Origin of the sequence: Amycolatopsis saalfeldensis (assembly GCF_900110575.1) — a bacterium.
Lineage (GTDB): Bacteria > Actinomycetota > Actinomycetes > Mycobacteriales > Pseudonocardiaceae > Amycolatopsis > Amycolatopsis saalfeldensis.
On record NZ_FOEF01000003.1, the window covers coordinates 1 to 11,593 of the forward strand.

Here is an 11,593-nt window from a genome sequence, read left to right on the forward strand (position 1 = left end):
AACAATGGTGTGTTGTTGGGTGATGAGCGGTTGCGGTTTGTGGCGACGGATTTGGTTTTTGCGGGTGGTCCGTTTGATGCGGGGTATTTTGAGTTGGCGGATCGGCCGTTGTCGGTGGAGGAGCGGTTGGTGGTGCGGTTGGGGGAGGAGAAGGGCCGGCCGGGTCCGCCGCCGGCGTTGGGGCCGGTGGAGTGGCCGCAGGCGCGGAGGGATACGGCGTTGCGGAAGTATAATGCGGAGTATGCGGTGGGTGGTTTGGCGGAGATTGAGCGTGCGCGGGGTATGGCTGAGGCGGTGTTGATTGCGGAGGGGTCGCATCGGAGTGTTTTTGTGTCGTGGGCGCGGCATTTGGTGCGGGAGTTGGGGTTGGGTTTGGTGGGGGATTCGTTGACGCGTTTTGTGCGGTTGTTTGTGGAGACGTTTGGTTTGGTGGGGGATCGGTTGGAGGTGGTGGAGGATGGTGTTGATCGTTTGGTGGTGCATCGTTTTTCGCGGTTGGCAGTGCCGCAGTATGAGAATTGGGCGGTGTTGCCGCGGGTGATTGAGGAGGCGTTTGCGCGGGCGTGGTGTGTGGTGTCGCGTGTGGTGGGTGAGGAGGTTGAGGTGACGGTGGAGGAGTCGCGGTCGGATGGTGCGGAGGCCACGGTGTGGCGTTTCCGCGAGATCGGCTGACCGGTGGCGCTGCACACGGGTTCCTCGGGCGCACAGCCACGACGAATGCGTTTCCGGTTCGTCGGGCTCGGCGCCACGGGGGCGGCGATCGCCTCGATCATCGTCGGCGATCCCGGCTGCGAAATCGTCGACGCGGTCGACCGATCGGAGCGGTTGCACGGCCGACCACTGCGCGAGGTGGTGGCCGGCTACGCCGGCGACCTCGCGGTCGGTGAGGACGTCGCCGTCGAAGTGACGGCCGACGTCGCAGTCGTCTGCACGTCGTCCCGGCTCGAGGAGATCGCGCCGACGATCGAGTTCCTGATCGAACAGGGGTGCCACGTCCTCACCATCGCCGAGGAGATGGGCTTCCCCCGGTGGTCGGACGGGGAGCTGGCGAGGCACCTCGACAGCCTCGCCGTGGGCCGTGGGGTCAGCGTGCTGGGCACCGGCTGTAACCCGGGGATGATCATGGACACGCTTCCGGCGGTGCTGAGCGGGCTCGTGTCCCAGGTGCGCGGCGTTGAAATCACGAGGTCGGCGGACATGTCGCGGTACGGCGGCATCCTGGCCAAATTCGGGCTCGCGCTGACCCCGGCGGAATTCGACGAACAGGTGGCGCAGGGGCGGGTGATCGGGCACATCGGCTTCGCGCAGTCGATCAGCGCGCTGGCGGACGTCTTCGGGTGGCGGCTCGATCGCATCGAGCTGGACCCGGTCACCCGGGTGGGGGTCGCCGCGTCCGACCTGGCGGGGACGCACCTGCGGCTCCGTCGCGGTTCGGTGAACGTCGTGCGGCACTGCGCACGCGGCGTCGTCGACGGCTCGGTGCGGGTCGACATCCGGACCTACTTCGGGGTATTCGGCCCAGAGGACGACGTGCCCCGCGGGGACACGCTGACCTTGACCGGGACGGACCAGACAGTGCGGCTCGAAGTCCCTCGCGGGTACGAGAGTTTCCTGTCGACGGTGGCGATGGCAGCCAACAGCGCCCGGGCCCTTCCGTCGCTGGCCCCGGGCCTGCGCACCATGGCCGACCTCACGGTCCGGCAGATCGCGTGCAAGCCGGCGGCGCCCGGCATGACGGGTTCGTCCTGACGCAGTCCTCTCAGAGTTTGGCGCGGTGGTGCAAGCGGTGGTCCGGCCGCAGGGCGACCGTAATAGGTGAGCAGCCGTGGGTGCCTGTCGACCAGGCCGGACCCGAGGCGGCCGGAGAATCGAGGTGGTGACATGAAGTGCTCGCGGGTATCGGAGACCTCGCTGGCAGCGGTCGACGAATCCGATCGCGTCGATGCATGGCAGGAAGCGTGCCGCGAGGCGTTGCTGGCCGATCGCGTGTGGCCGGTTCCGCACGTCGATACGACGTTCAGCGGAGCCGTTCGTCATCGCTGGATCGACGACCTGCTGTTCGTCGAGTTCGAATCGAGTGGCTTTGGCGGATGCTATGGCGTGAATTCCCTCGCCAACGACTATCTCGGTTTCGGAGTGTCAGCCGACAGCTACGGTGAGCGTGTGACCGCCCGGGACTCGCAGGTCCACACCGTGTGGGGTGCGTCCTACTTGTGGGCCAATGCCAAGATTCGCGACTACGAGCTCATCGGCACTGGCCGGTCGCTCATCCTGTATCTGCCCCGAGACGCGATCCGGTCCACGGGAGGGCACCTCGCCGAGCAGGTCGACCTGTCGCCCGAGCTCAGGGGTCCCTCCGCGCGGATGCTGCGGGTGATGCTCGAAGCACTGTGCGAGGAGCCGGACCTGATCGAGCCCGGCGAAGCCGTGGCGATCCGCAACAGCCTGCTCGAGCTGGCGGCCAGAGTCTTCCGCGAGGACGAGCCACCGAGCGGCGCCGCGGTGAGCCGCGCGATGAGGCGCAGCGTCGAGGCGTGGATCGACCGGCGGCTGCACCTCGGCACGGTCTCACCCGTCGACGCCGCCGCGGCCCACGGGATCTCCGTCCGGTCCCTCTACCGCATTTTCGAGGGATCCGGCGAGTCATTCAGCTCCCTCGTCCGCTCGGCGCGGGTCGCCCGGGCCCGGCGTGACGTCATCGAAGGACAGGATTCGTGCCAGACGATCGCGATGAGGTGGGGTTTCGCCGACGCCAGCCATTTCACCCGGGAGTTCCGCCGGCACTTCGGTACCACCCCGCGCGGCTTGCGGGCCGAGGTCGAAGGGCTCGACCGAGGGCAGCTGTGCCCGCCCGTGGCCGAGGACCGGGGCCGGGTGGCCGCGCCGCCCGGCGTCTCCGCAGCTTGACCCGTCCCGGGCCGGTCGGACCGGCTCCGGTGACCTGACTATCCGTTCATGGAGGATCTTGATGAGTACAGGGCGCGCAGAAAACCGGACCAGCGTGGTGACCCAGGGCGCCGATCCTGTTCCGGTCGGTGTGCTACCGCCGCTCGGGGTGGTGCCGCCCGTGATGCACGCACAGGTCGTGCGGCCGGCCCGGTACGGCGATCCCGCGTCCGCGTTCGTGCCGGAGATCGTGCCGACGCCCGAGCTCGGGCCGGACGAGGTCCTCATTGCCGTGATGGCAGCCGGGATCAACTACAACAACGTCTGGGCCGCCCGCGGGTTTCCGGTCGACCAGGTCGCCGTCCGGCAACGCCGCGGTGAGCCTGAGGATTTCCACGTCGGTGGATCCGACTGCGCGGGAATCGTCTACGCGGTGGGGGCCGCCGTCACGAACGTCGAGGTGGGCGACCACGTCGTGACCCACCCGGGGTGGTGGGAGTCCGGCGACCCGTGGATCGCCCGTGGCAAAGACCCGATGATCGCTCCGTCGGCCCGCATCTACGGCTACGACACGAACTACGGCTCGTTCGGGCAGTTCACCCGGGTGCAGTCGCACCAGGTGCTGCCGAAGGCCGCTCACCTGACCTGGGAGGAGGCAGCAGCGCCGACGCTGGTCGGCACCACCGCTTACCGCATGTTGCACGGCTGGGCCGGCAACACCGTCGCGCGTGACGACGTAGTGCTGGTGTGGGGCGGTTCGGGCGGGCTCGGGACGCAGGCCATCCAGCTCGCGCGTCTCGCGGGCGCCGTGCCTGTGGCGGTCGTTTCCGCGCCGGAGCGGGGAGCGTACGCCGAGAAGTTCGGGGCCGCGGGCTGGATCGACCGCCGGGAGTTCGACCACTGGGGTGTGCCCCCGCTGATCGACGACACGGAAGGCCAGCGGGCGTGGACCGCCGGGGCCCGGGCATTCGGCAAGCGGATCTGGGACATCGCGGGAGACCGGCGTGATCCGGCGATCGTCTTCGAACACCCCGGCGCCGCGACTGTCCCGACGAGCGTCTTCGTCTGCGAGCCGGGAGGAATGGTCGTCATCTGTGCCGGCACCACGGGCTACGACGCGATGGTCGATCTGCGCTACCACTGGACGCGCCAGAAGCGGCTGCAGGGTTCGCACGGCACCAACGACGAGCAGGCGATCGCCTACAACCGGCTGGTGGTCGACGGAAAGATCGATCCCGCGCTGGGACGCACGATCCCGTTGTCCGCGATCCCCGCCGCGCACGCCGCGATGGGCCGGGGCGAGGAGGTTTTCGGGAACGTCGCCGCGCTGGTCGGGGCGAGTGAACCCGGTACCGGAGGCGAGGCGTGATCGTGGACGCGGACTATGAAACGATCGCGGTCCGCATTGCCGGGCGGGTCGCGACGATCACGTTGCGGCGGCCCGAGGCGCTCAACGCGCTGAACCTGCGGATGATGCGCGAGCTGGTCGAGGCCGCGCACCGGCTCGACGACGACCGTGCGATCTCCGTCCTCATCCTCGAGGGTTCGGCCAGGGCTTTCGCCGCCGGAGCCGACATCAAGGAGATGGCGGATCGCTCGTACAGCGAGATGTACCTCGCGGATTGGTTCACCGCCTGGGACCGGCTCACGGCGATCCGCAAACCGATGATCGCCGCGGTCGCCGGCTACGCGCTCGGTGGGGGCTGCGAGCTGGCGATGCTCTGCGACGTCATCGTCGCGGCGCAGTCGGCCCGGTTCGGCCAGCCGGAGGTGAAGCTCGGGATACCGCCCGGCATCGGCGGTTCGCAGCGGCTCACCCGGGCGGTCGGGAAGGCCAAGGCGATGGAGCTGTGCCTGACCGGCCGGATGATGGACGCGCACGAGGCGGAGCGCGGTGGCCTGGTCGCCCGCGTGGTGCCCGACGACGAGCTCGGCCGCGAGGTCGGGGAGCTGGCCGAGGCCATGGCCGCGGCCTCGCTGGCGGCCCTGCTCACGATCAAGGAATGCGTCAACCGCGCCTTCGAGACGCCGCTTGCGGAAGGGGTCCGGTTCGAGCGGCGTGCATTCCACGCGGCGTTCGCCACCGCCGATCAGAAGGAGGGAATGGCGGCGTTCGCAGGCAAACGGCCGCCGGTCTTCACACATGGGTGACTGTGGTGCGCGCGACACGGTGCGCCTGCCGGACGGGGCCTATATGGTCAAATGACCAACTATAGGTGGGGAGGTGAGGGTCGTGCCGAACGTGTCGACTGCGCAACGCAGGGCGATGCTCGTCGACGCGGCGGTCCAGGTGATCGGGGAGGCAGGTGTCGGCGCGGCGACGACCCGCCGGATCGCCGACCGCGCCGGCGCGCCCCTCGCGACCGTGCATTACTGCTTCCGGCGCAAGGAGGACTTGTACCTCGAGGTGTTCCGGAAGCTGAGCGACGAGTTCGCCCGTGCCGCGGCCGAGGTCGAGGGTGCTGATCTGGAGGCGGTTGCGTGCGGCTATCTGAGGGCCACCGTCGCCTGGATGCTCGCCAGGACAAGGCCGCCACAGCCGCGCAGCTCGACATCCTGTGCGGCGTGCCGCCGGACGTGGTCGCAGGTGCGCGCGACCGCGTAGTCCGGTGCGGACGATTGTTCAACGTCAAGGAGGACACGATGCACGACGAGTTCGGCCCCGGAGTGGATGCGCTGTCATTCGAGCCGTTGACTCCCACGTCCTACCTCGAGCGAGCGGCCTGCGCCCACGGGGATCGGGTCGCGGTCGTCGACGGACCACGACGCTGGACGTACGCGGAGCTCCACGAGCGATGCCTGCGGTTGGCCGGTGCGCTCGCACCGCTGGCTTCCGGCCGCCCGGTGGCGGTCCTCGCGCCGAACACCCACGTGCTCCTCGAAGCGCATTTCGGTGTGCCGTGGGCGGGTGTTCCGCTCGTCGCGGTGAACACCCGCCTGTCGGCGCGGGAGGTGGCGCACATCCTCCGGCACTCCGGGGCCGCTGTGGCCATCGTGGATCCCAGCCTCGCCGACCTGCTGGCGAAGGCGCTCGCCCAGCTCGATCAGGAACTCGTCGTGGTCGAAGCCGGTGACGACTACGAGGGGTTGCTGAGCCGGGCCGAGCCTCGCGCCGTCAAGCCGCTCGACGAACGTTCGCTGTTGTCCATCAACTACACGTCCGGCACGACGGGGAACGCCAAGGGCGTGATGTACCACCACCGGGGCGCCTACCTGCAGGCGCTGGCGATGGTGGGCCACACGGGGCTGTCCCCGTCGTCGGTGCACCTGTGGACCTTGCCGATGTTCCACTGCAACGGCTGGTGTTTCCCGTGGGCGGTCACTGCGGCGGCAGCGACCCACGTGTGCCTTCCCAAGGTCGACCCCGGCGAGGTGTGGCGACTGATCCGCGAGGAGGGCGTCACACACCTCAACGGCGCGCCGACGGTGTTGTCGATGCTGGCCTACGCACCCGATGCGGGCCCGGTCGAAGGCCGGGTCCGGGTGGCCACGGGCGGCGCGCCGCCGAGCCCCGCGATCCTGCGGCGGATGGAAGGCCTGGGGTTCGATGTGACCCACCTCTACGGGCTGACCGAGACGTTCGGGCCGGCGATGATCTGTGACTGGCGCCCGGAGTGGGATGCGCTGCCGCGTGTCGAGCAGGCTCGACTGAAGGCGCGGCAAGGCGTCGGCAACATGATTTCCTGTCGCGCCCGCGTGGTGGCCGCGGATGGGCGCGATGTTCCGCCCGACGGAACCGCGGTGGGCGAGATCGTTCTGCGGGGCAACAACGTGATGCTCGGCTACTTCGAGGACGAGGAGGAAACCCGGCGGGCCGTGACCGAGGACGGGTGGTTCCGGACCGGCGACCTGGGCGTGCTGCATGCCGACGGCTACGTCGAGCTGCGGGACCGCAGCAAGGACGTCATCATCTCCGGGGGAGAGAACATCGCGTCGGTCGAGGTCGAGCAGGCGCTCGCGGAGAGTCCCGCGGTCCTCGATGCCGCGGTGGTGGCGATGCCGGACGAACGCTGGGGCGAAGTGCCGATCGCCTACGTCACCCTCCACGATGGTGCGGTCGCCACCGAGGCGGAGCTGATCGAGTTCGTGCGTGAGCGGCTCGCCCGGTTCAAGGCCCCGAAACGGGTCTACTTCGGACCGCTGCCCAAAACCTCCACGGGGAAAGTCCGGAAATACCTCTTGCGGAACGAGGCTCGTGTTCGGCATCAGGGCAAATAGGGACGTCCGGTCTTCACGTAGTACAGCACGGAAGCGCGGGTCTCCTCGATGTGCTCGGCCATGAGCCGATCGGCTTCGTCGGCGTCCTTATCGCCGATCGCCGCCACGATACGCTCGTGTGATTCCTCCATATACGGATGAATCTTCGTGAACACCGCGTTGATCGGATGGAACATCTCCGCACGGCCCTTGAGCACGGCTTCCTCGAGCAGGGGATTGCGAGCTGCTCGCGCGATGGTGAGATGGAATTCGGTGTCGACGGCTTTCCATCGAGCGACCGCACTCTGGCTGCCGTCCTCGGGCTCGTCCCGCTCGGCGATAATCGCACGCATCTGCTGCAGAAGTGAGTACAGCTTGCCGAGTTCCGTCTTCGTTCGCTTGCGTGCGGCAAGACCGGCAGCGGCCCGCTCGACGGGAAGCCGGAAGTCGAAGACGGTCTCGATGTGGGCTTCACGTTCCCGAAGAAGCCGGCGAACCTCCGCGGCCGTGAGCCGGCGGTCCAGCACCCGGAGCCCGCCCGTGCGGCCGTAGCGGGTTTCGACGAGACCTTCGCCCTCGAGCAGCCGGGCGGCCTCGCGGATCGTCGTCCGGGACACCCCCAGCTGCTCGGCGAGCGTTCGCTCGGGAGGGAACTGTTCACCGGGAAGGTAGTGGCCGATCTGGATCGCCATACGGAGCTGGTCGGCCACCAACGTGTAGGCCGGCGGCGGCTTGGCGGCGATCTCGAACGGGCTCACGCCTGGGAGTCTAGTTCAGCCCGGCTGGAGGGCGGCCGCGGCGGCGAGTGCCCGTTCGGCCGGTCCGCGTCGCCCACGTGCCTCGTTCCTGTTCTTGCTCGATCGTAAATTGGTGCGCGGAATGGTTGCTTGGTTATAGGGCGAGTTGACGGCAGAGCTGTGCCTGTCACGTGTTCGGCGGCTACGGCGGTTGCCACCGAACACATCGGACACTGCATCGCCGCCAAGCCCGGCGCGAACCTCGAGAAGGTGTGCCTCGACCCGACGGCTCTGACGGCTCTGCCGTTCCGGTGGTCCGGCTGCCGGACATCTCCAACGCCGTGCTTTGCCTGGCGTCGGACGATGGCCGGTATGCGACCGGGACGGCCACTTCGCCGGCGCCGGGGAGCGGGTTTGCTGAGTGTCTGCGGTCCGGGCGTCAGGTTCGGCGGTTCAGCCGTGTGATCCATTCCGCGACGCAGGCGGGCTTGTCGTGGCCACGGATTTCGACGGTCACGGCGAATCTGGCCTGTGCGTGGGTTTCGTGGCGCTCCAGCGACAGCAGCCGGGCGCCGGCGCGGACTTCTGACCGCACCGGCACGGGCGCCGGGAACCGGACGCGGTCCAGCCCGTAGTTCACGGTCAGCTCCGCCTCCTCGACCGAGTAGATCTGCCACAGCAATGCGGACAGCAGTGACAGGGTAAGGAATCCGTGCGCGATGGGCGTGCCGAACGGGCCGCCGGCCGCGCGGCGCGGGTCCACGTGGATCCACTGGTGATCATCGGTCGCGTCGGCGAATCCGTCGATGTGCTGCTGGGTGATCGTGTGCCATCGGCTGTAGCCGAGGTGCTGCCCGACTACGGTGCCGAGCTCCTCGACGGTGGTGAAAGTCTGCAATGGAGTCTCCTGGGACGCTGGAAAACGGAGGTCAGCCGACCGGGCCACCGGCTACGTAGAGGACCTGTCCGGAGACGAACCCGGCGGCTTCGCTGACGAAGAACGACACCGCGTTCGCGACGTCTTCGGGTTGCCCGGGGCGCCCGGCCGGGATGGTCCGGACGAGGGACGCGGAGTACTCCTCCCACGGCACCTTCAGCCGTTTCGCCACCGCGCGGTTCATGTCGGTGTGGATGAAGCCGGGGGCCACCGAATTCGCGGTGATGCCGAACTTCCCGAGTTCGATCGCGAGCGTCTTCGTGAAGCCCTGCAGACCGGCTTTCGCGGCAGAGTAGTTCGCCTGCCCGCGGTTGCCGAGCGCCGAGGTCGACGAGAGGGTGACGATGCGGCCGAATCCCGCCTCGACCATGTACTTCTGAGTGGCGCGGGCCAGCAGGAAGGCACCCTTCAAGTGGACGTCCAGCACCGAGTCCCAGTCTGTGCCGGACATCTTGAAGAGCAGGTTGTCCCGGGTGATGCCGGCGTTGCTGACCAGGACGGTGGGTGGGCCCAGCTCAGTCGCGGTGCGCTCGATGGCCGCTTCGACCGCATCGGGGTCGGCGACGTCCACAGCCACCGGCAATGCATCGCCGCCCGCCGTGCGGATTTCGTCGGCAACGGCGGTCGCAGCGGGTTCGTCGAGGTCCAGGACCGCGACGGCGAGACCGTCCTGGGCAAGGCGCCGGGCGGTCGCGGCGCCCAGGCCGCGCGCCGCTCCGGTCACGGCCGCCACAGTGCGTTGGGTCGGAGGCATCGATCATCGTCCTTCAAGGTCGTTCAGCTCTGGTCCCCGCCGCCCGCGCAAATCCGGTATTGACGGAGAATGACTAAGCGCATAGTTATATACCTTGGTAGAACAGTCAAGGGCTGGAGCGCGCCGCATCCGGAGCGAGCAGGCTGCCCCGATCGGACACGAGGTGAACAGGTGATGAGCACCATCTACGAGCGCGAGCACGACGAGTTCCGCGACGCTGTGCGGCAGTTCGTCACGCGGCGCTTGGCACCCGCGCAGAAGGAGTCGATCGAGAACCGGCGCTTCGCGCGGGAGCTGTGGCGCGAAGCCGGCCGGCAGGGCTTCCTCGGACTGGACGTCCCCGAAGCCTACGGCGGCGGCGCGGCGGAGGACTTCCGGTTCAACGCGGTTCTCACGCAGGAGTTGTCGGCGCTCAGTGCCGCCGCTGCGTCGAGCTTCAGCATCCACTACGACGTCGTCGCCCCATATCTGGTCGGGCTGACGACGGACGACCAGCGTGCTCGGTGGCTGCCCGCGTTCTGCTCCGGTGCGGTGGTCACGGCGATCGGGATGACCGAGCCGTCCGGTGGATCGGACCTCGCCGCGTTGCGTACCACTGCGGCGCGGACGGATTCCGGCTGGCTGCTCAACGGGTCGAAGACGTTCATCACCAACGGCAGCAGCGCTGATCTGGTCGTGGTGGCCGCGCGCACCGGTCCGGGTGCGGGCAGCAAGGGCATCAGCCTGTTCCTGGTGGATGCGAGCTCGCCCGGATTCCGGCGTGGCCGCAAGCTGGACAAGGTCGGGCAGCCGGAGTCCGACACCGCCGAGTTGTTCTTCGACGATCTCGAGCTCCCCAGCGCGTGCCTGCTCGGCGAAGTCGGCGGCGGGTTCGGCTACATGATGGACCGGCTACCGCAGGAACGGCTCAGCAACGCGATCGGCAACCTCGCGCACGCGCGTCCGGTGCTCACGGACACCATCGCCTACGCGCGGGAGCGGACCGCGTTCGGCAAGCCGATCGGATCGTTCCAGAACACCAAGTTCCTGCTGGCCGAACTGGCCACCAAAGTGGACGTCACGCAGTCCTTTGTGGATGAGTGCATCGTGGACCATGTGGCGGGCCGGCTCGACGGGGTCAAAGCGGCCAAGGCGAAGTGGTGGACGGCCCAGGTGCAGAACGAGCTGCTGGACGCCTGCGTGCAGGTCTTCGGTGGATACGGCTACATGGTGGAGTACCGCGTGGCGAAAGCGTGGACGGATGCCAGGGTGACCAAGATCTGGGCCGGGTCCAACGAGATCATGAAGGAGATCATCGGCCGCGGGCTGGGGTTGTGACGTGCGGTCGTCAACCGCGGGTGAGCATTGCGATCGCGAGGTCGCCGTAGAACGCGCCGAGCTCCTCCGGCGTGTCCGCGCCGTCGAGCCGGTACCACCGTACGAGGTCGATCGACAGCGCCATGATCGCGCGGACGACCCGGTCCACATCGGTCGGCGAGAAGTGGCCTTCCTCGATGCCTCGTTCGACGGCGGCCCGGAAGGTGCCGGTGTCCTCCTGGCGGAGCCCGCGGATGATCTCGTAGTGCCCGGGCGTCAGGTTGGCGATCTCGTACTGGTTCACGCGGGCGGCGACGTGGTGGCGGGCATGCCAGACGACGTGCCGGAACACCAGGCCGCGCAAGTGCTCGACCGGCTCCGCGGGATCGGCGTCGCGAAGGGTGCGTAGAACGTGCCGGTGTCCGGTCCGGGAGATCTCGAACAGCATGTCCTCCTTCGAGGGAAAGTGGACATACATCGCGGCCGGGCTCAGCCCGGCCCCGCCGCTGATGTCGCGGGTGGTGGTCGCTTGGAAGCCTTTGCTCGCGAAGCAGCGCACGGCCGAGGTGAGCAGCTTCTTCGGGACCGCCCCGTTGACCGGGTCCCACAGGTCCGCCGAGAAGTCGCTCAGCTCGGGGCCGTCGGGGCGGAGCGCGTCGAAAGCCCCGGGTTGTCGTTTCGCCATCACGTGCCGTCCTCTCCTGCGCGCAGCCTAGCGTCCTTGACATTCGCGGCAGGCGCCGGAACCATGCGAGAAGTGATTATGCGCTTAGTTATTTTGCCAGT

General features: G+C 68.3%; 12 protein-coding genes. 8 read left to right on the forward strand and 4 right to left on the reverse strand.

Annotated features, from left to right (window positions below):
* The 7 genes from BMY97_RS46910 to BMY97_RS07730 all read left to right on the forward strand — a co-directional run.
* Positions 1-672: hypothetical protein (locus BMY97_RS46910; RefSeq protein ID WP_177231234.1), on the forward strand; the 672-nt coding region annotated here is incomplete at its 5' end.
* Between the two features lie 45 nt (positions 673-717).
* A complete protein-coding gene (locus tag BMY97_RS07705) occupies positions 718-1,749 on the forward strand; it encodes a hypothetical protein (RefSeq protein WP_091614718.1) in 1,032 nt (343 codons plus the stop codon).
* A 132-nt stretch (positions 1,750-1,881) separates the two neighbouring features.
* The gene (locus BMY97_RS07710; RefSeq protein ID WP_091614721.1) at positions 1,882-2,907 is read left to right on the forward strand and encodes a helix-turn-helix domain-containing protein; all 1,026 of its coding nucleotides are present in this window, start codon (positions 1,882-1,884) and stop codon (positions 2,905-2,907) included.
* Positions 2,908-2,968: 61 nt separating this feature from the next.
* On the forward strand, positions 2,969-4,255 hold the full coding sequence (ccrA, locus tag BMY97_RS07715) for a crotonyl-CoA carboxylase/reductase (protein WP_091614724.1): 1,287 nt from the start codon (positions 2,969-2,971) through the stop codon (positions 4,253-4,255).
* Between the two features lie 2 nt (positions 4,256-4,257).
* Positions 4,258-5,037 (forward strand): enoyl-CoA hydratase-related protein, encoded by a 780-nt coding sequence (locus BMY97_RS07720; RefSeq protein ID WP_091616129.1) that lies wholly within the window; start codon positions 4,258-4,260, stop codon positions 5,035-5,037.
* 82 nt (positions 5,038-5,119) lie between these two features.
* Positions 5,120-5,491, forward strand: a complete 372-nt coding sequence (locus BMY97_RS07725) for a TetR/AcrR family transcriptional regulator (RefSeq protein ID WP_218156716.1) — start codon at positions 5,120-5,122, stop codon at positions 5,489-5,491.
* A gap of 38 nt (positions 5,492-5,529) precedes the next feature.
* On the forward strand, positions 5,530-7,104 hold the full coding sequence (locus tag BMY97_RS07730) for an AMP-binding protein (RefSeq protein ID WP_177231235.1): 1,575 nt from the start codon (positions 5,530-5,532) through the stop codon (positions 7,102-7,104).
* On the opposite strand, the gene BMY97_RS07735 is transcribed toward BMY97_RS07730, so the two are convergent.
* From BMY97_RS07735 to BMY97_RS07745, 3 genes are all read right to left on the reverse strand, one after another.
* A complete protein-coding gene (locus BMY97_RS07735; protein WP_091614729.1) occupies positions 7,092-7,841 on the reverse strand; it encodes a FadR/GntR family transcriptional regulator in 750 nt (249 codons plus the stop codon). The two genes, BMY97_RS07730 and BMY97_RS07735, sit on opposite strands and share 13 nt — an antisense overlap.
* A 418-nt stretch (positions 7,842-8,259) precedes the next feature.
* The gene (locus tag BMY97_RS07740; RefSeq protein WP_091614731.1) at positions 8,260-8,718 is read right to left on the reverse strand and encodes a MaoC family dehydratase; all 459 of its coding nucleotides are present in this window, start codon (positions 8,716-8,718) and stop codon (positions 8,260-8,262) included.
* A gap of 31 nt (positions 8,719-8,749) precedes the next feature.
* The gene (locus BMY97_RS07745) at positions 8,750-9,511 is read right to left on the reverse strand and encodes an SDR family oxidoreductase (RefSeq protein WP_091614734.1); all 762 of its coding nucleotides are present in this window, start codon (positions 9,509-9,511) and stop codon (positions 8,750-8,752) included.
* 174 nt (positions 9,512-9,685) lie between these two features.
* Between BMY97_RS07745 and BMY97_RS07750 the strand changes: the two genes are divergently transcribed.
* Positions 9,686-10,828, forward strand: coding sequence for an acyl-CoA dehydrogenase family protein (locus tag BMY97_RS07750; RefSeq protein WP_342744008.1), 1,143 nt, complete (start codon positions 9,686-9,688; stop codon positions 10,826-10,828).
* A 10-nt stretch (positions 10,829-10,838) separates the two neighbouring features.
* On the opposite strand, the gene BMY97_RS07755 is transcribed toward BMY97_RS07750, so the two are convergent.
* Positions 10,839-11,492 carry a TetR/AcrR family transcriptional regulator gene (locus tag BMY97_RS07755; RefSeq protein ID WP_091614740.1) on the reverse strand — a complete coding sequence of 218 codons (654 nt, stop codon included), beginning with the start codon at positions 11,490-11,492 and terminating at the stop codon, positions 10,839-10,841.
* Positions 11,493-11,593: the final 101 nt, after the last annotated feature.